Below are 21,593 nucleotides of genomic sequence, written 5' to 3'. Positions count from 1 at the left end.
CATAGTTTCTCCCTGCCCCCGACCGTGGCGGGGGCAGGGAGAATCACCTCCTAACTCCCTCTTTAGAGGCTGAGCCGTGAAGCAAACAGCCCTGTGGGCTGTTTGTAGGCGAAGGCGAGCGATAGCGAGCAAATGATGAGTCTCGCCAAAGGCGAGTCCATACTTACAGGAAGGTCGGCGAGAGCGAAGCTCGAGCCGGTGGGAGTCCGCGAGCGGCGAAGCCGCGAAGCGGTACGGAGCGCAAGGAAATCCATAGAACTTGAGTTCTACGGGGGAATCTTGCGTTCCTACCAGCTCCGCGACTTCGTCGCAGGTCCGTGCTGTTTGCGGGCAGCCTTTTTATCTTGGCGAAGGGCAGACAGCCGGATCACACGGTGATTTCGACGTGGTTGCCGTCGGCGTCGAGGACGACGGATTCGTAGTAGCCGTCGCCGGTGACGCGCGGACCGCTGGCAACCACATACCCATCGGAACGCAGACGCTCCGTCAGCTCGTCGACGGCGTGGCGGGAGCCGACGGAGAAGGCGACATGGGCGTAGCCCAACGCACTGTCGTCAACGGCGCCATTCACGGCGTCATTGTGCGAAACCTCCAGCCGCGCCCCGGAATCGAACGTCAGGAAGTATGACGAGAATCCCGTGCGGGGATTCTCGTACCGTTCCCCGCGCACGCCGCCGAAATACGTCTCGAAGAACCGGGTTCCCCGTTCCAGATCACCGACAAAGACACCAACATGTTCAATATGCATGGTCGCCATTCTCCCCTCCTCACATGACCGTGCCTTCATCTCAAGAAGAAAACCAGTACGCTTCACCCCCGCCTAGGGCGGGGGCAGGATGAGGCCGCGTCCCGATCCGCTCCGCGACTTCGTCGCTCCGCGGACTCCCACCAAAAGCCGCTTCGCGGTTTTTGACTCCCTCTGAAGTAGGGAGTCGGGGAGGTCTACTCCTGTTCGTATGGCGCCAGATCCACCGGCTGGCGGCGCTGAATGTAGTTGGTCATTCCCGGGACCGTGAAGGAGACCACGCCATATTCGCTTTCGTAGACCAGGCCGGAGGCGATGAGTTCGTTCTTGACGGCGCTCACCCTCGAGCCGCTCAGCCCCGTTCTTCATAGATGTTCTGGGTCTTTCACCCATCTTCGCCCATCTTCATATATCTTTTGGCACTTTCACCCTTCTTCACCCATATTCACACTTCTAAACAGTTGAGTGTCCAAGAAAGAAGACCACCTCCTAACTCCCTCTTCAGAGGGAGCCGGCGAGAGACGCGAAGCGTCTCGAGCCGGTGGGAGTCCACCGCTGGAACGTAAGAAGTCCCGTAGAACTTGAGTTCTACGGGACCTCATGCGTTCCGTACCGCTTCGCGACGAAGCCGCTCGCGGACTCCCACCAAAAACCGCTCCGCGGTTTTTTACTCCCTCTGAAGAGGGAGTCAAGGGGCACTCCCCTTAGGAGGTTCTACTTCGTGATCGTCAGCGTCTCGCCCTTGTGGGAGTCGTTGGTCAGGATGTCGGTGACGATCGTGGCGACGGACGGGACGGAGACTTCGGTCTCGTCGGACGGCGCGGCGGACGTCGACAGCTCGTACTCGACCGAGTCCTCCTCGTTGACCCACACCGGCTGGATGATCGTGTAGTCGAGATCGGACTCGCGCACGACCTTGGCGGCCTCGGCGTGGTCGACGAGGATCTTGCCCAGGTCCTTGTCGTTCCAGACGGCGAACTCGTCGGGCGCCTTCGAGTACTTCGACAGCGTCGACGTCCACAGCAGGCGCTTGACGCCGTTGGCGTCCATCGACTTGACGAGGACCTGCGCCATCTCCTTGATGTCGTCGCCGCCGAGGTCCGCCCAGACCTTGTCGACGCCGAGCTTGAGCGCGGCGTTCACGGTCTCGATGTCCTTCTTGTCGCCCTCGACGATGGTGACGCGCTCGTTTTCGCGGATGTCGCGGTCGACCTTGTGCGGCTCGCCGGTGACGAGCACGATTTCCGCGCCCTTGGCGAGCAGCAGCGGCTCGGCGAGCTGGACAAGCTTCATGCCGGAACCAAGAATGGCAACCTTCATCACAATCCCCCTTGCATGGTGGTTCAACTGTTTGCCGCCATCGTACCCAGCACGAGCTGGAAGCAATCCCCGTTCACGCTTTTGGCGCAACGGAAGCGCACCGGGCAAGCTCCCCGGAAGGGAGCCCGCGATTACGCTTCCTCGGCGAGGATGGCCTTCAGTTCCTCGCGGTGGAGGCGCTGCTCGATCGGATCGGGAACGGGCAGGGACGCCAGCAGCTTCCTCGTGTAGGGGTTGCGTGGATGCTCCATGATGTCGGCGGTGTCGCCGTGCTCGACGATCTGGCCCTTGTGCATGACCATGACGCGGTCGGCGAGCATGTCGACGACGGCCAGGTCGTGCGTGATGAACAGGCAGGCGAAGCCGATCTCGGCCTGCAGGCGCCTGAACAGTTCCAGCACCCTGGCCTGCACCGAGACGTCCAGCGCCGACGTCGGCTCGTCGGCGATGAGCAGCTTCGGGTCGAGCGCCAGGCCGCGCGCCAGCGACGCGCGCTGCCGCTGGCCGCCGGACAGCTCATGCGGATAGCGGTCCATGTAGGCGCGCGGCAGCTGCACCATCTCGAGCAGCTCGGCGACGCGCTGCTTCGCGTCGGCCATCGACGAGGCGCGCCTGTGGACGAGCAGCGGCTCGGCGACGTTCTCGGCGATCGTCATCAGCGGATCGAACGACGAGCCCGGATCCTGAAACACGAAGCCGATGTCGGCGCGCTTCTTCTTGAACACGCGCTCGCGCACGCCATGCATCTCGACGCCGAGTACTTCCAGCGAGCCGCCGGACACCTTCTCGAGTCCGGCGATCGCGCGGCCGGTCGTCGACTTGCCGGAGCCGGATTCGCCGACGAGGCCGAGCACCTCGCCTTCGTGGATCTCGAAGTCGATGCCGTTGACGGCCTTGAACGCCGGCTGCAGCATGTGCCCGGGATACGTCACCGTCAGTCCCCGCGCGCGGACGGCGACCGGCGCGTTGCGCCAGTCCGGCACCTTGCGCGGAATTTCGGCGCCGGTCGCCGGATCGCGGACGACCAGTTTCTGGCCGATCCTCGGCACGGCGGCGAGCAGCCTCTTCGTGTAGTCGGCGCTTGGCCGGTGGAAGATCTGCTCCACGCTCCCCTGCTCGACGACGTGTCTGCGGTACATGACGACGACCTCGTCGGCGACGTCGGCGACGACGCCCATGTTGTGCGTGATGATCAGCACGGAGGCGCCGAATTCGTCACGCGCGTAGCGCAGCAGGTCGAGGATCTCGGCCTGGACGGTGACATCGAGTGCCGTCGTCGGCTCGTCGGCGAGGATCAGTCCGGGATTGAGCACGAGGGCCATCGCGATGACGATACGCTGCTTCTGGCCGCCGGAGAACTGGTGCGGATAGTAGTCGACGCGGGTCGCCGCGTCGGGGATGCCGACTTTCCCGAGGATCTCGATCGCCTTCGCGCGGCGTTCCTTCTTGTCGGTCACGCCGTGGGCGCGCAGGCCCTCCTCGATTTGCCAGCCGATCGTGTAGACCGGGTTGAGCACCGAGCCGGGCTCCTGGAACACCATCGCCGCCTCGCCGCCGCGCAGTTCGCGCAGCTGCGCGCCGGAGACGGACAGCATGTCGACGTCGGCGGTTTCGCGGGCGGAATCGTTCGGGCCGGTGGAATCGTTGCCGCCGCGGGCCGACAGGATGACGGCACCGTGCGCCGTCGCCGTCTCCGGCAGCAGCTTGATGATCGAGCGAGCCGTCACCGACTTGCCGGAGCCGGACTCGCCGACGACGGCGACGATGCCGCGGCGCGGAATCGTGAACGAGACACCGTCGACGGCCTTGATCGGGCCGGCGTCGGTCATGAACGAGACGCCGAGATCGTCGATCGTGACGAGCGGGCGCTCCGCTTCGACATTGGTGTTGTTGTCGTCGGACATCAGCGTTCCTCTCCTTCCGTATCGTCCGGAACATTCCTCGAGACGACGGCGATTTCCGGGTCCTGCTGCGTTTCGAATTCCTCCGCCGCGAACCCGTCGGTCGCCGGCCGCTCGGTCGCGTCGGTCTCGGCGGCGTCGACGGCCTCGGCGAGCGCCGCGTCGTTGCCGGTGGCCAGCGCAATCGCGACGTCGGGCGTCGCCTCGGCTTCCTCGGACGCGGAGATTTTCGACGATTCGTCCGCGTCGACCGACGTGTCCTCGATCGAGCCGACGACTTCGCCGGCGGACTTGCGGGCGCGCAGGCGCGGGTCGGCGAGATCGTTCAACGATTCGCCCACCAGCGTGATGCCGAGCACGATCAGCACGATCGCGAGGCCCGGGAACACGGCCGTCCACCAGATGCCGGCCGTGACGTCGGAGACCGAGCGGTTGAGGTCGTAGCCCCATTCGGCGGCGGCCGTCGGCTCGATGCCGAAGCCGAGGAAGCCGAGGCCGGCCAATGTCAAGATCGCTTCCGACGAATTCAATGTCAAGATGACCGGCAACGTGCGGGTCGAGTTGCGCAGCAGGTGGCGGAACATGATCCGCCACGACGAGGCACCGACGACCTTGGAGCTCTCGATGAACGCCGAGTCCTTCATGCGCACGACTTCGGAGCGGATCGTGCGGAAATACTGCGGAATGTAGACGACGGTGATCGAGATGCCGGACGCGAGCAGGCCGCCCCACAGCGATGACTGGCCGCCCGAGATCATGATGGCCATCAGGATGGCGAGCAGCAGCGACGGGAACGCGTAGATGGCGTCGCAGATGACGACGAGCACGCGGTCGAGCCAGCCGCCGAAGTATCCCGACACCAGCCCGAGGAAGACGCCGGCGAACAGCGACAGCACGACGGCGACGACGATGGCGATGACGGCGGTGCGGGCGCCCCAGACGACGCGCGAGAACACGTCGAAGCCGCCGACCGTCGTGCCCCAGATGTGCTCGGCGGACGGCGCGGCCTGCGTCGGGAACGCGACGCCGTCGGCGGACTTGGTCTGCGCGTAGCCGTACGGCGCGATGAGCGGCGCGAAGATCGCGACGAGAATGAAGAAGGCGCACAGCACGAGGCCGACGACCAGCATCGTCTTCTGCCAGCCGACGGCGATCTTGAGGTCGCGGACGATCGGCAGCCTGGCGAAGCGGCCCGGCTTCTTGTCGAGCTGGCCCTGGATGTTGGCGAGCCGTTCGTCGTGCGAATCGTTCGCATTGGAACGATTCGGCGATGCGACGGGAGTTTCCAGCGTGGCGTCGCTCATGTCAGTACCTCACTCTCGGGTCGACGAGCGCGCTGACGACGTCGACGATGAAGTTGACGACGGACACGATCAGCGCGATCAGGATGACAATGCCCTGGACGGCGACGAAGTCGCGGGCCTTCAGGTAGTTTGACAGCATGAAGCCGAGGCCCTTCCACTCGAATGTCGTCTCGGTGAGCACGGCGCCGGCGAGCAGCATTGCGACCTGCATGCCCATGACGGTGATGATCGGGATCAGCGACGGCTTCCACGCGTGCTTCTTCATCAGCCGCTTCTCCGAAACGCCGCGCGAGCGCGCCGCCTCGATGTAGCCAGTGTTGAACGTCGAGATGACGTTGGTGCGCACCAGGCGGACGAAGACGCCGGCCGTCAGCAATCCCAGCGCCAGTGCCGGCAGGATGGCGTGCTTGAGCACGTCGAGCAGCACGGACATGTCGCCGAGCTGGATGGCGTCGACGATGTACAGGCCGGTCGGGTCGTTGAGGTTCGAGAACTTGAGTTCCGAGACGAGCGACGCGCGGCCGGAGCTCGGCAGCCAGTCGAGCAGCACCGAGAAGACGAGTTTGAGGACGAGACCGAGGAAGAAGACCGGCGTGGCGTAGCACAGGATGGCGAAGCAGCGGATGCCGGCGTCGGCGGCGTGGTCGCGGTGGCGGGCTGCCACGCGTCCGAGGCCGATGCCGACAATCAGCGCGACGATCAGCGCGAGAATGGCGAGCTCGAGCGTCGCGGCGCCGTAGTGCAGCAGGATGTTGACGACGGGCTGGTTGTCGGTCAGCGTCGTGCCGAGGTCGCCGTGCAGCAGGCCCTTGAGATATTCCCAGTACTGCACGATCAGCGGTCGGTCGTAGCCGGCCGCGTGGATGCGCTTCTGCAGTTCGGCCTGCGTCAGGCGGCCGCCCATCGCCGCCGAGATCGGGTCGCCGGTCGCGCGCATGACGAAGAACACGACGGTGACGAGAATGAACACGGTCGGAATGATGAGCAGGAACCTGCACAGCACGAACTTGAAGAAGCCGGCGGAGAGGTGGTTTTTCCTGGCCTTCGGAATGGCCGTTTGTCCGGAGTCTGCCGGACTGACAGGGACAGCAGCACTCACTGTGGTCTCCTTAGTTTTTACAAAATAAAGAAAATAAAAGATTGACGAAAAGCGAGATAAAGACGTTCTCTGCGGCCGGAGCGGATGTCGAACTCGAGCGTAGGCTTGGCCGAACGGCCTCGAGTGTCTCGAGTTCGACATCCGCTCCGGCCGCCCACGCTGGAAGCGGGCGCCGGTTACTTCATCACGACTTGACGACGCTTGCGTACCTGAACCGGAACGACGCGTCGAGGACGACGCCGGAGATGCCGGAGCGGACGACGGCGACCTGGTCGCCCTGGAGCAGCGGCAGCGTGGAGAGGTCCTCGGATTCGAGCTCCTGGATCTGCTCGAGGATCTTCTCGCGGGCCATCTCGTCGACAGTGCCGGCTTCCTGGACGATGAGCTGGTCGATCTCGTCGTTCGAGTAGCCGTTCTCGACGAAGTTGCCGCTGCGGAAGAACGGCGACAGGTAGTTGTCGGCGTCGGAGTAGTCGGGGAACCAACCGAGCTGGTAGACCGGATAGCTGCCGGTCGAGTCGTCGGTGACGACGCGCTCCTTCGAATACTGCGTCCACTCGGTCTGCTGGAGGTCGACGTCGAACAGGCCGCCGTCCTCGAGCTGCGACTTGATCGCCGCGTATTCGTCGGCCGACGACGCGCCGTAGTGGTCGCCGTTGTACTGCAGGTCCAGCTTGATCGGCGTCGAGGTATCGATGCCGGCGGCCTCGAGGACCTTCTTCGCGGCGTCGAGGCTCGGGCCGCCGTTGCCGTCGCCGTAATCGGCCTTGAGCGTGTCCTCGTGGCCGGACAGGCCGTCGGGGATGAACGAGTACAGCGGCGAGTAGGTGCCCTTGTAGACGGTGTTGGCGAGTTCGTCGCGGTCGATGAGGTCGGCGACGGCCTGACGGACGGCCTTCGCCTTCGCGGCGTCGGGAGTGTCGGTGGCCGTGCCGTACGGCATGATCTCGAAGTTGAACGCGAGCATGCGCACCTCGCCGCCGGGGCCGGTGACGACGCTGACGTTCTTCGTCTTCTTGAGGTCGGCGATGTCGGTCGGCGTCAGCGACCGGTAGGCGACGTCGACCTGCCCTTCCTGCACGGCGAGCTTGAGGTTGGAGGCGTCGGCGTAGTACTGCACGAGCACGGCGGCATTCCGCGCCGGCGTCAGGCCGTCGTAGTTCGGGTTCGGCTCGTAGGCGGCGTCCTCGTTGAGCGTGAACGCGACGAGCCGGTAGGGACCGCCGAACGCGTTGGCTGCGACGATCGTGTCGGCGTCGGTCAGGCTGGTGGCGCTGAAGACCTCGTCGTCGACGATCGGGCCGGCCGGGCTGGAGAGCACCTGCTTGAGCGTGACGTCGAACGGGACGGACGTGTGGAAGACGACGGTGAGGTCGTCGGGCACGTCGATCGAGTCGATGTTGGCGAGCAGCGAGCTCGGGCCGTTCTCGTCGTTGATCGTCTTGACGCGGTCGAACGAGAACTTGACGTCGTTGGCGTCGAGCACGTGGCCGTTCGCCCACTTCTGGTCCGGCTTGATCTTGACGGTGAATTCGGTGCCGTCGGCGCTCCACGTGCCGTCGTCGGCGGCGAGGTCCGGCGACAGTTCGCTCGTGTTGTAGTCCTGGGCGTACAGGAACGGGAACACCTGGATCTGCACGGCGTACGATCCGTTGTCGTAGCTGCCGGCGGGGTCGAGCGACGTGATCTTGTCGGTCGTGCCGACGAGGACGGTCTTGTTGATGTCGGCGTCGAATCCGCCGGGTTTCACGCCGCCGCAGGCCGCCACGGCCGCCGTCATCGCGACGGCGGCGACGGCCGCGGCGACAGTCTTCGCGAGTGTGCGCACACGCATGAATCGTTCACCTTCCGGTTGCTCTGCTCTCGTTGGCAATCGGCGATGCCGGCGACCGGACAAGTTGCAGCGGACGCCCGAAGGCGCGGACGGCCACGCATGGTTGCGGCTCCCGCTGTGCTTCTTCGGACGGAGGGTTGCGCGCTTGGAATCCGCCGGTTCATCGGTTTTCCTGGTACGACAAGGTACGAGTGACAGGCGGCGGGACGGGACGGATCGAGGTTCTCGGGCGGCGGATGCCATGGAAAGTGTTCGGCGGAGGCGAAACCCGAATAGACATCACCTCGTGTCTTGTTGGACAGGATAGCAGCACGGGGGTTGCCCCGACGACCTCGCGACACGCCGGCGTCCGCCGGTTGCGTTCGCCATATCACAATCGGTTCGATATTTCCAGCGATCAATCATTTTTGAACGATTCATGCATGGTTTTCGCTGTAATTCCGCCGTTTCCAAACCGTATTACATGAACGATTCGCCCGCCTCTTCATCAACCGAACCTATACATTGCTATAGATTTTTCAAATACCCCCGACTGCAATATTTACGCTCCCGACGAACTCTCGGGGCCATCGGAGCGCTCTTCTTGCGGATGTCGCAAACCCGGGCCGAAAGCCCGGGTTTGCGACACCTTGAATACGCCAGCTATCGGATACGTCGACCGGCGGCGTAGACATGCCGTGGGGTCCAGGTGGCCGGGTCGAGCAGCAGGACGTCGGCGGCATGGGACGGCGCGAGCAGGCCGAGCGGGGCGCCGGTGACCAAGTTCGGGCGGTCGAGGCGCAGCGCGCGGGCCGGTGCGAGCGTGGCGGCCTCGACGGCGCGGGCCGGGGCGATGCCGAGTTCCAGCACGGCGCGGCCGACAGCCTGTTCGACGAGCAACGTCGAGCCGGCGATCGCGCCGTTCGAGACGAGCCGCGCGTGACCGCCGACGACGTCGACGTCGAGACTGCCGAGCTTGTAGCGGCCGTCGGGGCAGCCGGTCGCGGCCATCGCGTCCGTGACGAAGACGGTCCGCTCCCCCGCCAGGTCCATTGCGAGGCGCACCATCGGATCGTCGACGTGGAAGCCGTCGTTGATCAGCTCGACGTGGACGCGCTTGTCCTCGATGGCGGCCGGGATCGGGCCGGGCTCGCGGTGGTGCAGGCCGTTCATCGCGTTGAACATGTGCGTCATCAGACCGGCGCCGGCGTCGAACGCACGTTTCGCCGTCGCGTAGTCGGCGTCGCAGTGGCCGACGGCCGGCACCGTGCCGGCGGCGGCGAACGTGCGGATGGCCTCGAGGCCGTGCGGCAGCTCGGGCGCGATCGTGATCTGGCGCAGCGTGCCGTCGGCGGCCGCCAGCAGCGCCTCGACGTATTGCGGTTCCGGATCTTTCAGGCATTCGGGCGCATGGGCGCCCTTGCGGCTCATGGCGAGGAACGGCCCCTCGAGATGCGAGCCGAGAATGTCCGGCCGCGACGGCATCAGCGCGCGCACCGTCGCGAGGTTGTCGCACATCTCGTCGAGCGGATTCGTGATCAGCGACAACACCTGCCGCGTCGTGCCGTTCCACATGTGTCCGGCGCGGGCGCGCCGGATGCCGGCCTCGCCGTCGTCGAACGAGCTGCCCCATGCGCCGTGCGCGTGGATGTCGACGTAGCCGGGCACGGCGATCATGCCGGCGGCATCGACGACGTCGGCGTCCGCCACGCCGGCTTCGCGGCGCGCGGCATCGAACCCGTCGCGGCCTGTGCCGGTCGCGAGGATCGTGCCGTCGTCGCCGGCGACGATCCATCCGTCGCTTCCCCGCCCGTCATGGTGGCCGACGACGCCGCGGGCGTCGACCAATGTCGCGCCGGCGATCGCGAAGGCGCGCGGCGGCGCGGCCATCGCCTCGTCGACGGCGCGGACTCGTTGTTCTATCGTTTCGTTCATCTTCGAACCTTCCAGCGGCGGACTCCCACCGAAAATCCTCCGGATTTTCGACTCCCTCTGAAGAGGGAGTCCGGCAACAGTCACCTTCCAGCGGCGGACTCCCACCGAAAATCCTCCGGATTTTCGACTCCCTCTCAAGAGGGAGTCTGCGCTCGATGAGTATTCCTCTTTTTTCGGTCAGATGCCCTGCCAGGCGGGCTTGTGATCGTAGGCGTAGCGGTAGTAGTCCTTGTGGCGAAGGCGGGAGGCGGCAGCCTCGTCGACGATGACGGTGGCGTGCGGGTGCAGTTGCAGCGCCGATGCCGGACAGAACGACGAGACGCCGCCTTCCACGGTTTCCTCGATGGCCTCGGCCTTGCCGGCGCCGAACGCAAGCAGCACCAGGTGACGGGCCTTCATGATCGTGCCGATGCCCTGCGTGATGCAGTGGGTCGGCACCTTGTCCACGTCGTCGTCGAAGAACCTCGCGTTGTCGAGGCGGGTCTGCTCGGCGAGCGTCTTGACGCGCGTGCCCGAGGCGAGCGACGAGCCGGGCTCGTTGAAGCCGACGTGGCCGTCGGTGCCGATGCCGAGGATCTGCACGTCGATGCCGCCGGCGGCCTCGATCGCGGCGTCGTAGGCCGCGCCGGCCGGCGCGACGAGCGCCTCGTCGGACAGCGGCGCGCCGTCCAGCGCGTCGCCGGGCACGTGGACGAGCGCCGGGTCGAGGCCGAGCGGCCCGACGACGGTGCGATGAATCGTGCTGTGGTAGGATTCCGGATGGTCGAGCGGCAGGCCGATGTACTCGTCGAGCGCGAAGCCGCGGACCCTCGAGACGTCGAGGCCGTCCTTCCCGATTTCGCCGGCGAGCGCCCGGTAGGCGGCGAGCGGACTCGATCCGGTCGCCAGCCCGAGCACGGCGTCGGGCTTGCGGCGGATCAGCTTCGCGACGCATGTCGCGTAGAGCCGTCCGGCTTCTTCCTCGTCGCGGACAATGATGATTTCGGCCATGGTGTCCTCCGTCCCGCGGTCATGCGGCCGCCGGTTCGCTGGGTGATTGCGATTGCTCGGCATTGTGGTTTCGTCGGCCGGCACGATTCGCGCGTCGCTGCGCATCCTCGGACCGGGCCGGTCCGGCCGGTCGCGACGGGGGTATAATCCCGATATCGCGAGCAGCCTTTCGGTTTCCATTTGTTAAGTATACTTACATAAAAGGATTTTAGCTAATTTACGGCGTTTTTAAACTTGAAATGACGAGACTTCGACTCTATAATGTTAACTATCTTTGCTATGGATCGTTCCTATGTATTGCACCATATTGCAACGATTCCCGCACGCCAACGACGCACATGAGTAGAGGGAGCGCACCGTGTCCGATCCGACCACCGGCATCCTGACATTCGACACGAAGGGGCAGAAGGCGAGCCCGTCGGATGTCCGACGGAAGAACCGGTCCGTCATCTTCTCGCTGCTGTTTCCGAACACCGACCGCTCGCGCGCCGAGCTCGGCCGGCTGACCGGCCTGAGCCGTGTCGCCGTCAGCGACGTCGTCTCCGGCATGCTCGACGCCGGACTGATCCGCGAGAGCGGCTTCGAGTCGAGCTCGACCGGCAAGGGCAAGCGTGCCACGCTGCTCGGCGTCGACACGACGCGGCTGCGCATCATCAGCCTCGACCTGTCGCAGGCGCAGCTCATCCAGTGCGCCGTCACCGACCTGCTCGGCCGGCCGCTCGAGCGCATGGAGGTCGCGCTCGGTCCCGACAACACCGTCGAGGTCGACGCGATCATCCAGCTCGTCGACCAGCTGCGCGCCGACGTCGACCGCGGCAACATCATCGGCATCGGCATCGCCGTGCCCGGCGTCGTCGAGGACGGCGTCATCCGGCAGTCGACGCAGCTCGGCTGGCGCGACGTCGACTTGCGCGGCCTGCTCGAGACGAGGTTCGGCGTGCCGGTCACGATCGTCAACGACACCGTCGCGTCGATGCTGGCCGAACGATTCTTCGGCAGCGCCGGCCCGAACCTGCTGTTCATCAAGAACGACCGCGGCATCGGCGCCGCGACGCTGATCGACGACAAGATCGTCGTCGGCGACAACCACGCCGCCGGCGAGATCGGCCACGTCGCGATCGATCCGGTCGACGGGCCCGACTGTCCGTGCGGCAAGCGCGGCTGCCTCGAGATGCTCGTCTCCGCCGTCGCGATCCGCGAACGCCTGCGCACGGCCTCGTCCGAGGACGAGCGCATCGCGCTGATCGAGGATGCCGGCCGCCGCTTCGCCGCCGCGCTGGCGATGCCGATCGGCCTGCTCGACATCGCCGATGTCTGCGTCTACGGGCCGCCGGACGTCATCAACAACACGTTCCTCGACGCCGGCAACGAGGAATTCAAGCGCACCTCCGCCTCGATGTTCCATCCCGACACCTCGATGCGCCGCTGCCAGCTCGGCGCCGACATCGCCCTGCGCGGTGCCGCCATCGCCGTCGTCCGCGACTACATCGCGCAGTGAGCCGCCAAGGGAACGGTTTGCGCGCGGAGGGCTCCGCCCTCCACTTGCAAACCGGCGTTCGGCTCCGCCGAACGCGTCGACCCTCAGGCCGCTTCGCGGCCAGCCCCCTTCCAGGGGGCTTTTCGTCTTGCGAAGGCTTTCTTCCGGCGAATATCTTCTATTCTTGGAATTCCGTGGAGAAGTACCGGCAAGAAGCCCCCTGGAAGGGGGCTGCCGAGCGGAGCGAGGCTGAGGGTCGACGCGAACGCGAAGCGTTCGCCGGGTTTTGAGTGGTGGGTGCTTCTTTGGGATGTTACAAACCCGAGCTGTTAGCTCGGGTTTGTAACATCCCAAAGAAGCACCCACCGCGAGGAAACCGTTCCCCTAAGCGAGAAGTCCCCCAAGCAAGAAGGCTTACGCTGCGAGTGCCGCTCCCAGCGCGCCGACCGGGGCGTCGGCGGGGGCGAGGACGAGGCGGTTGGCGATGTTCAGGCCTCTGAGGAACGGGCAGTCGGACTCGCGCAGCGCCAGTTCCTCGCGGATGACGTCGAGCAGCGGCTCGCCGGTCTTGGCCATGCCGCCGCCGATGACGATCCGCTGCGGATCCATCGTCTGAACGACGAGCTGCAATGCGTCGCCGATCGCGTGCGTGACGATGCCGAGCACGCGCAGCGCGCAGGCGTCACCGTCGCGGGCCGCCGCGATCAGCGCCGGCATCGGCGCCGTCGGCGCTCCGTCGGCACGGTCGCCTTCGCCGGTACCGCCATCGCCGGCAGTGTCGACGCCGACTGGCCAGAGGCGCGCGACCGCCGACCCCGAGCAGACGGTTTCCAGGCAGCCGCGCTGGCCGCACGGGCAGTCGAAGCGGTTCGGGTCGATCGGCACGTGGCCGATCTCGCCGGCCGAGCAGCTGTAGCCGTGGTAGATCCGGCCGTCGTTGATCACGCCGGCGGCCAGTCCGGTGCCGAAGTTCAGGAACACGATGTTCGGCGGCATGCCACCGGCCTCGTTGCCGGCGGTGTCGTCGACATGCAGCAGGTGCGCGGCGCCGAGGGCGGCGGCGTTGACGTCGTTCTCGACATGGACCGGCACGCCGCCGAGGCCGGCCGAGACGCCGCTCGCGAGCGGCACGTGGTCGATGTCGAGATTGACGATGTTGCGCACGTCGCCGCTCGCCATGTTGACCTGGCCCGGCGTGCCGATGCCGACGGCCGTCACGAGGTCGAGCCGGTCGTCGGCGACCGTCTTCACCAGTGCGGTCACGTCGTCGATCAGCGCGTCGGCGCCGGACCGGGCCGGAACGCGCCGCCTCGCGAGCACGGTGCCGCCGGGGCCGGCGAGCACCGCCTCTATTTTCGTGCCGCCCACGTCCACTCCGACAATCATCGTGGCCCCCTTTCGTTGTCCGGATCGTCGTCGACGGTCCTGCCGGCTCCCTCGCCGGGCTTGCCATCGTCGCATGAATCGTTCATGTTGCCCGCCTCGCCGCCGACAAAGCCGAGCGAGCGCAGGAATCCGTCCATCAGCTCCGGCGTCTTGAAGACGGCGGTATTCTCGAGAATCCGGTAGCAGACCGCACCGAGTTCGTCGCGCAGCGCCGCGCGGACGGCCGGCCGGTCGAACGATCCCGCCGTTGCGAGCCGGTCGCGCACTTCGGTCCAGACGAGCGTGAACTCGCCGACCGGTTCCGGCAGTTCGGCGAGCAGGCCGCCGGTCACCAGCGCATCCTCGAGGATGCCGAGCTGCTCGACGAGCCGGCCCGGCAGCACGAACAGGCCCTGCGCCTCGATGAGGCCGATCGGCTCCTGCTTGACCGGCCAGTATTCCGGATGGGCGTGGAAGACGCCGAGCGGATACTCGTCGGATACGGCATTGTTGCGGAAGATCAGCATCATTTCGTAGCCGCGCGATGTCTTCAGCACGCTCGGCGAGACGGCCGACCTGGGACCGTCGGCGTCGGCGTGCAGGATGCCGATCGCCGGATTGTCGTAGGCGACCCACCCCTGCCGAATGGTTTCCGCCGTCTCGACGACGGCGTCCCGCGAGCGCGAGACGACGCGGACGGCGGTGCCGGGCCAGTCGAGCGTCTCGACGACGACGGCGCTGTCGGAGGCGGCACCGCCGGCAGGGTCGCCGTTCCGGGGAACGTCCTCCCCCGCCGATGTCGCCGGCCGGCACGTTCCCGGCCGGTACGTTCCGGTGGTCGCGGCGCGGAACATCGGCAGCGGCTCGCCGCCGCCCTGGTAGTGGTCGTGCGCGAGCACCGAGCCGCCGATCCGCGGCAGCGCGGCGTTGCAGCCGAGGAAGTATCCCGGGAACCGGTCGACGAAGTCGAGCAGCCTGGCGAACGTGCGGCGGTCGACGTGCATCGGAACATGGTCGTCGTTGACGCAGATGCCGTGCTGGTGGAAGTAGCCGTATGGCGAGAACTGCCAGAACCACGGGTTGCCGTCGAGCGTGACCGGCACCGTGCGCAAGGTGCGCTTGTCGCGGCCGGCGAAGCCCTCGTTGTCGCGGCAGATCGTGCATGCCGGGTAGCCGTCGCCGACGGCGTTGCCGGCGGCCGCCGACTTCATCGTCTTGAATTCCGGCTTGGCGAGGTTGATCGTGATCGTCAGGCCGTGGCTGTCGAAGCGCGGATTGCGTTCGAGTTGGGCCAGCTTGACGTAGGTGTTGTCGACCGAGTAGCGGTACAGCATGTCCATCGCGGCCATCGCGCCGCGGTCGGCCTCGACGGCGGCGAACCGGTCGTCGAGCGCGGACGGCGGCAGGCTGAGGATGCCGAAGACGACATCGGTCAGCGACTGCTTCGTCCAGCGGCCCGGGGTGGCGTTGTCGGCGGCGGTCTCGCCGGCCAGTCCGGCAGCGACCATCGCGTGCCACAGCCGGTCGGCCAGCTCGTCGGGGCCGGCGGAGCTGCCGGTGGCGTCGGCGTGGCCGGCCGGCTGGCCGTCGACGCCGACATGCCGGTAGGACGGCAGGTCGAGCTCGTCGAGCAGCCGGTTGCGCGTCCACGCCAGGTCGCGCGGGTCGAGGCCGAGCCGGTCGGCGGCAAACTGCAGCAGGTCGTCGAGCGTGGCGTAGACGGCGTCGAGAGCGTCGCGGGAATCGTTCATCTCAGGCCGCCTCCCCGCACTGTTCCACGGACGTTTCACGCATGACGTCGCGGACGATCGCGGCCATGTCGTCCCACTGCTCCTCCATTTCCTCGACGAGCTTCATCTGCGTGTGCGCGCGGACGAGGTTGTGTTCCGGATACTTCGTCGCGAAGTAGTGGTCGCCCTCGAGATAGTCGGTCAGGAAGCGCATGCCGCATTCCATCGTCATCATCTTCGCGCCCGTCGGCAGCAGTTCGAGCTCGCGTTCGGTGATCGATCCGCCGACCTTGCCGAGGTAGCCTTCGGTGTACGCGCGGAACAGTTCGGCCGAGAAGTGGACCTTCGACAGGTCCGGTTCGTCCTCGAGCGCCGTCGACGCGCCGAAGCGGATCGAGTCGCCGTAGTCGAACAGCAGCGAGCCGGGCATGACGGTGTCGAGGTCGATGATCGCGCGGGCGTCGCCGGTCCCGGCATCCATCAGGATGTTGTTGAGTTTCGTGTCGTTGTGGGTGACGCGCAGCGGGATCGTCCCGTCGGCCAGGCCGTCCATGATCGTCGCGAACTCGTCGGCGCGGCCCATGTAGAAGCCGATTTCGCCGCGGACGCCATCGGCGCGGCCGGCGACGTCGTTGCGGACGGCGGCCAGGAAGTTGCGGTAGCGGTTCGGCGTGTCATGGAACCGCTCGATCGTCTCGGTCAGCAGGCTCGCGTCGAACTCGGCGAGATCGTTCTGGAACTGCCCGAACGCGGCGCCGGCCGCGCGGAAGATCGCCGGCGTCTCGGCGAGATTGTACGACGTCGTGCCCTCGATGAACCGGTAGAGCCGCCACGCGCCGGCGTCGTTCTTCAGGTACGATTCGCCCGTCAGGGCCGGCACGATCTCGAGCGTCTCCTGCCCGCGATCCTTCAGGAACGCCGTGACGAGCTCGATGTTGTGCATCAGCCTCGCCGTGTCCGGGAACGCCTCGGTGTTCATCTTCTGCATGATGTAGCGCGGCCCGGATGTCACGTTGCCGTCGTCGCCGGCGACTTCGGTCGTGACGAGATAGGTGACGTTGATGTGCCCGTCGCCGTACGGCTGCACGTCGGCGACGTCGCCGTCGAGCCGGAACTGCCCGGCGACGTCGCGCAGGGTGGTGATGTCGGTCATTGGAAACCTCTCAAAAATCTTGCGAACAGTGGTCGGTCGGACATGGAACCGGCTGCCCGCCGGAGAGCTCCGCCCTCCGCGGGCAGGCCGTTTCCCGGGCGCGACCTACTCCAGGCGCCGCCATTCCAGGCCGCTGGCGGCGAGCCGGAAGTCGACGGCGGTGCCGCCGGGAAGCGCGACGGTGGTGGCCTGCGGACGGTCGGTGTTGTTGACGACGCAGTACCAGCCTGTCGTCGGGAAGACGGCGACTTCGCATTCGGGATTCGTCGAGCTGTAGGCGGCGTAGTTGGCTTCGCGACCGGCGGCCCAGAACAGCGCGCGTTCCAGCAGCCTCGCGTTCGCGGCCGAATACGGCAGGCCGGAGACGTAGACGCCGCGGCCGCGGCCGTATTCGTTGGCGGCCAGCTGGACCTGGTTGCCGTGCGCCGACAGCAGCGTCGTACGCTCGGATACCGGATAGGTGTTGAGGATCGGCTCGCCGAAGTCGATCGCCGGGCCGGCGTAGTCGCCGGGCACCTTGCCGGGGATACCGGTGGCCGCGGCGGCGGCCGAGTCGGCCGCACCGTCCGACAGCGCGCCGCGGTCGGCGTCGGCAACGATGAAGTGGTCGGCGGTGACCGGCGGGAAGTACTTGTCGACCGACAGCGTCTGGAATCGTTCCTCGTCGACGCCGAGGATATCGGCAAGCTGGAAGAACCGGTCGCCGCGACCGGCCATCGACGACGGTTCGCCGACACCGATCAGCGCGCCGCCGCCGCGCACCCATGCGCGGAAGCGTTCGGCCAGGCGCCCGTCGGCCCACGTCGCCGCACCGCCGGAGAATGCCGTCTCGACCGGGCCGCCGGTGATGACGACGTCGATGTCGCCGTCGTCGAGCCGGCCGGCCAGCACGTCGTCGAAGCTGATGAACTTGACGTCGACGCGCATGCCCGACAGGGCCTCGAGAATGCCGTAGTACGAGTACGTCTGCTTGTTCGGCAGCGCGTGGGCGACGGTGTAGGCCATCCACGAGCGCATTTCGCCCCAGCAGTTGGCGATGGCGACGGTGAGCGCCGGCGCGGCGCCGCGGCCGTGCGTCTTCGCGTGCATGTCGCGGAACTCGTCGGCGATGTGCCCGACGGCGTCGACGAACTTCGGGAACTTCGCGGCGAGCGACAGGTAGCCGCCGTAGCCCATGCGGGCCACCGGGCTCCTGAGGATCGCGCGGCGCGCCTTGCGCCAGTTGTCCCAGGCCTCGATCGACGGATCGTTGCCCTCGTAGAACGTGTCCGGGAAGAAGTACGGCAGGAATCGTCCCTCCGTGTACCTGACGCCCTTGATGTCGCTGATCATCCGCAGCGTCGTGCCGTCGCCGACCGACCCGACGACGGCGTCCAGTCCGAGGCCGGCGAAGTCCGGGCGGTACGGCTCGGTGCCGATCCACTGGTCGCCGAGGAACATCATCGCTTCCTTGCCGGCGTCGTGCGCCATCGCCGCCATCGTCCTGACATTCGCGCGGACGAAGTCGGACAGGAATTCGATCCAGTCGAGCAGCTGGCGACTCGGCACGCGCCATGCGGAGTTGTAGCAGCCGGCGTCCACGAAGTCTTCCGGGCGCATGCGGTAGCCGTAGCGGGCCTCGAAGTCGTCGAGGGCGGCCGGCGAGACGGTGCAGGCGCAGCCGAACCAGTCGACGACCTTCTCGCGATGCTTCTGGTCGAACAGCAGCGTGAACTGGTAGAAGAACGTCGTGAACCTGACGACGTCGGTCTCCGGATTGTCCGCAAGCCATTTGGCGAACGTGTCCATGACGAACTGGCGCGTGGCCGGATGGTAGATGTCGAACGGAATCTCGTGTTCCTTGTCGCCCCAGTCGTTGGTGAGGTGGTTGTACATCTCGACCGGATCCCAGATGATATAGGCGAGGAACGTCGCCGTGTATTCGTGCATCGGGACGGCGGCGGCCGCGTCGACGGTGAGGGTGCCGGCATCGCGGTCGAACGACCAGCCGGCCGGGTCGACGACGTCGCCGGTCGTCCGGTCGACGACTTCCCAGTACCGCTTCGGGTCGGCGTCCCAGTTCGGCGTCAGCTGCTCGGCGAAGAACGTCGCCATCAGGTCGATCGTCACCGGGGCGGCGGCTCCGTCGGCCGTGACATCGGCCGCGGCACCGGCCACGGCACCATCGTCGGCAGTGCCGCCGGCGGCGAACTCGGCGAGCACGCGCTGCGTGAGCAGGTACACCTGCGGCGTCTCGTCCATGTGCAGCGTGATCCACTCGTTGTGGGCGCGGGTCGGGAAATACGCGCTGTAGATCTTCTTCCCCAGCTTCTTCACTTCCTCGTCGAGCTCGGTGCCGTCCGAGTTGCGGATGGCGTCGGCGCCCCACAGCCCGGCCAGTTCGGCGGTCTTGTCGGCGAAGTTGCTCTCGCTCGGCAGCGTGAATCGTCCTGAAGTAGTCATCGGTTCTCTTTCTGCTACTAGGTTTCCGTACTAAATTTCCGTGCTCATTTCCGTACTGAATGATTCCCGCCTTGTCAGCCCTTGACCGAACCGGCCGCGAGGCCCGACTGCCAGTAGCGCTGCAGGAACAGGAACAGCACGATGACCGGCAGGACGCCGAGCAGGGCGCCCATCATCAGCGCGCCGCGATCGGTGAACGTAGCCAGCGAGACCATGCCGTACAGGCCGAGCGTGACCGGCTGCAGCGAGCTGTCCGAAATCATCATCAACGGCAGCAGGAAGTTGTTCCACGTCGCGACGAACAGGAACAGGAAGATCGTGACCATCGCCGGTGCCAGGATCCTCAGCACGATCGTGAAGAAGATCCTCGCCTCGCCGGCGCCGTCGATCCTCGCGGCTTCCAGCAGTTCGTCCGGCACCGAGCTCTGCGCGTAGACGCGGCCGAGGAAGAAGCCGAACGGCGAGACCGAGCACGGGATGATGATCGACAGCATCGTGTTGTCGAGGCCGAGCGTGTTGAAGATCGAGTACTGCGGGATCGTCATCAGCGCGGCCGGCATCAGCATCGAGGCCATGATGACGCCGATGATGACGCCCTTGCCGCGGAAGTTGAACTTGGCGGTCGCGTAGCCGGCCATGACGGCGACGACGGTGCCGATCAGCGCCGAGGCGCCCGAGTAGATGAGGGAATTGAGCACCCAGCGCCAGAATTCGCCCTTCGTCCAGCCGAGCAGCTTCGTGTAGTTCGTCGCGATGGCGTTCGGCAGGTCCTGCAGGCCGACGGCGAACCACAGGCCGTTGCTGCCGGTCAGCTGCGCCGGCGTCTTCGTCGACGCGATGATGGCCCAGTAGATCGGGAACAGGAAGTAGATCAGCACGACGACGAGGACGATGACGGTGATCGTCTTGACGAACCTGTTCGGCTGCATGGAGCGCGGCAGGTCGTGTTCGGCCTTCTCGCGAATGCGATCCGCGCGCTTTGCGGCCCTCGCCTGCGCCCTGTGGCGGCGCTTCGCCTCGTGCTCGGCGTCCTTCGCGGAGCGGGTGGATTCGCTGGAAGCGGGATTGATGACGGTCGTCATGACTCGTTCACCTTCCTTTCGACGAGGGCGTAGATCATGGCCAGGATGCCGGCGATGAACGCCATGACGATGGCGATGGCGGATGCTGGGCCGTCGCCCTTCGGAGTCAGGAAGCCGCGCGACGTGTTGAGGGCCATCATCATCGGCGTGTACGAGGACGAGATGCCCGGGTCGGCGGTCTGCATGACCTGCGGTTCGTTGAACAGCTGGATGGTGCCGACGATCGACAGCAGCATGGCGAGCAGCGCCGCGCCGCGCACGTTCGGCAGCTTGATCTTCATCGCGATCTGGAAGCCGTTGGCGCCATCGATACGTGCGGCCTCGTAGAGATCGTGCGGAATGGCCTGCAGCGAGGCGAGGAAGATCAGCATGTTGTAGCCGGTGAACGTCCACGTCGTGATGTTCGCCATCGACGCGAGCACGACGTTGTTCGCGAAGAAGTCGACGTTGATGCCGAGGGCGGCCAGGCCCTTGACAATCGGCGAGATCTGGCCGTTGTAGAGGAACACCCAGATGATCGAGGCGACAACGCCCGGAATGGCGTACGGCAGGAAGTAGCTCAGGCGGAACACGGTGACGTGCTTGACGAGGAACGAGTCGAGCAGCATCGCGAGCGCGAGCGCGGCGATGATCATGATCGGCACCTGGATGACGGTGTAGATCAGGACCCTGCCGATGCCGGCCCAGAAGTCGCCGGACGTGATGACGTACTGGAAGTTCTGGAGGCCGACGAACTGGTTGACGAGCTGTCCGCCGCCGTAGGCGCCGCCGCCGACGGCGACCTGCTGGTAGAAGCTGGACTTGATGGCCCAGATGATCGGGATGATGAAGACGATGGCGAAGAGGATGACGAACGGCGCCATGAACGCCCATCCGGTGCGTTCGGCACGCTTGACGGCGTCGGAGCGCTTCGCCTTCTTCTTGCGCCTGGTCGTGACGGCTTTCGGGCCGTCGAGGGCGGCCGGCACGGCGGCGCCGGCGGCACCGTCGGGTTCGGCCCTGTTGAGCACGGCGTCGGCGGTCGACGTCATGGCCTGCGTGGGAGCTGACATTTCGTTCCCTTCCTTTCCGCCCGGGCATGAACTGGGGACGTGGGTGACACGGGGATATTGCTGTGGGAAGGCCGGAGGGCATGAAAAATGGAACGACTCCTCCGTCCCGGGGATCGGGACCACGATCCCCTGTGCCGGAGGAATCGTTCCAAATTCTTGCTGTTTCGGCGATTCAGACGATTGCT

General features: G+C 66.2%; 16 protein-coding genes. 1 reads left to right on the top strand and 15 read right to left on the bottom strand.

The genetic code is table 11. The features are described 5' to 3' along the window. Positions 1–367: 367 nt before the first annotated feature. The 9 genes from F6S87_RS05595 to F6S87_RS05555 all read right to left on the bottom strand — a co-directional run bounded on the left by F6S87_RS05595 (position 368) and on the right by F6S87_RS05555 (position 11,107). A complete protein-coding gene (locus F6S87_RS05595) occupies positions 368–748 on the bottom strand; it encodes a VOC family protein (protein ID WP_163227676.1) in 381 nt (126 codons plus the stop codon). 194 nt (positions 749–942) lie between these two features. Then, positions 943–1,086 (bottom strand): hypothetical protein, encoded by a 144-nt coding sequence (locus F6S87_RS05590; protein WP_163227675.1) that lies wholly within the window; start codon positions 1,084–1,086, stop codon positions 943–945. A 373-nt stretch (positions 1,087–1,459) separates the two neighbouring features. Then, the gene (locus F6S87_RS05585; RefSeq protein WP_163227674.1) at positions 1,460–2,065 is read right to left on the bottom strand and encodes an NAD(P)H-binding protein; all 606 of its coding nucleotides are present in this window, start codon (positions 2,063–2,065) and stop codon (positions 1,460–1,462) included. Positions 2,066–2,196: 131 nt separating this feature from the next. After that, complete coding sequence (locus F6S87_RS05580) at positions 2,197–3,969, bottom strand: dipeptide ABC transporter ATP-binding protein (RefSeq protein ID WP_163227673.1); 1,773 nt, start codon at positions 3,967–3,969, stop codon at positions 2,197–2,199. After that, positions 3,969–5,270 (bottom strand): ABC transporter permease, encoded by a 1,302-nt coding sequence (locus tag F6S87_RS05575; RefSeq protein WP_163227672.1) that lies wholly within the window; start codon positions 5,268–5,270, stop codon positions 3,969–3,971. The genes F6S87_RS05580 and F6S87_RS05575 overlap by 1 nt, the downstream gene beginning before the upstream one ends. Before the next feature lies 1 nt (position 5,271). Further along, positions 5,272–6,369 carry an ABC transporter permease gene (locus tag F6S87_RS05570; protein ID WP_163227671.1) on the bottom strand — a complete coding sequence of 366 codons (1,098 nt, stop codon included), beginning with the start codon at positions 6,367–6,369 and terminating at the stop codon, positions 5,272–5,274. 184 nt (positions 6,370–6,553) lie between these two features. Next, the gene (locus tag F6S87_RS05565) at positions 6,554–8,203 is read right to left on the bottom strand and encodes an ABC transporter substrate-binding protein (RefSeq protein WP_163227670.1); all 1,650 of its coding nucleotides are present in this window, start codon (positions 8,201–8,203) and stop codon (positions 6,554–6,556) included. A gap of 642 nt (positions 8,204–8,845) precedes the next feature. Beyond that, positions 8,846–10,117 carry an N-acetylglucosamine-6-phosphate deacetylase gene (locus F6S87_RS05560; RefSeq protein ID WP_163227669.1) on the bottom strand — a complete coding sequence of 424 codons (1,272 nt, stop codon included), beginning with the start codon at positions 10,115–10,117 and terminating at the stop codon, positions 8,846–8,848. Between the two features lie 177 nt (positions 10,118–10,294). Further along, positions 10,295–11,107, bottom strand: coding sequence for a glucosamine-6-phosphate deaminase (locus F6S87_RS05555; RefSeq protein ID WP_163227668.1), 813 nt, complete (start codon positions 11,105–11,107; stop codon positions 10,295–10,297). 358 nt (positions 11,108–11,465) lie between these two features. Between F6S87_RS05555 and F6S87_RS05550 the strand changes: the two genes are divergently transcribed. Beyond that, complete coding sequence (locus F6S87_RS05550) at positions 11,466–12,605, top strand: ROK family protein (RefSeq protein WP_163227667.1); 1,140 nt, start codon at positions 11,466–11,468, stop codon at positions 12,603–12,605. 393 nt (positions 12,606–12,998) lie between these two features. Here the strand turns inward: F6S87_RS05550 and F6S87_RS05545 are convergent, their stop codons facing one another. From F6S87_RS05545 to F6S87_RS05520, 6 genes are all read right to left on the bottom strand, one after another. Then, positions 12,999–13,970 (bottom strand): ROK family protein, encoded by a 972-nt coding sequence (locus F6S87_RS05545; RefSeq protein ID WP_163227666.1) that lies wholly within the window; start codon positions 13,968–13,970, stop codon positions 12,999–13,001. Then, positions 13,967–15,700: a galactose-1-phosphate uridylyltransferase gene (locus F6S87_RS05540; protein WP_231129400.1), complete on the bottom strand. Its 1,734-nt coding sequence runs from the start codon at positions 15,698–15,700 to the stop codon at positions 13,967–13,969. Before F6S87_RS05540 ends, F6S87_RS05545 begins: the two co-directional genes overlap by 4 nt. Before the next feature lies 1 nt (position 15,701). Beyond that, entirely contained in the window at positions 15,702–16,832 is a 1,131-nt protein-coding gene (locus F6S87_RS05535) for a phosphotransferase enzyme family protein (protein ID WP_163227665.1), read from the bottom strand. A gap of 105 nt (positions 16,833–16,937) precedes the next feature. Next, positions 16,938–19,274: a 1,3-beta-galactosyl-N-acetylhexosamine phosphorylase gene (gene gnpA, locus F6S87_RS05530; protein WP_163227664.1), complete on the bottom strand. Its 2,337-nt coding sequence runs from the start codon at positions 19,272–19,274 to the stop codon at positions 16,938–16,940. A 74-nt stretch (positions 19,275–19,348) separates the two neighbouring features. Next, positions 19,349–20,356, bottom strand: a complete 1,008-nt coding sequence (locus F6S87_RS05525; RefSeq protein WP_163227663.1) for a carbohydrate ABC transporter permease — start codon at positions 20,354–20,356, stop codon at positions 19,349–19,351. Beyond that, positions 20,353–21,219, bottom strand: a complete 867-nt coding sequence (locus tag F6S87_RS05520; RefSeq protein ID WP_231129415.1) for a carbohydrate ABC transporter permease — start codon at positions 21,217–21,219, stop codon at positions 20,353–20,355. The genes F6S87_RS05525 and F6S87_RS05520 overlap by 4 nt, the downstream gene beginning before the upstream one ends. Positions 21,220–21,593 lie beyond the last annotated feature (374 nt).

Origin of the sequence: Bifidobacterium choloepi (genome assembly GCF_010667615.1) — a bacterium.
GTDB lineage: Bacteria > Actinomycetota > Actinomycetes > Actinomycetales > Bifidobacteriaceae > Bifidobacterium > Bifidobacterium choloepi.
This window is presented reverse-complemented; position numbering and strand designations above follow the sequence as displayed.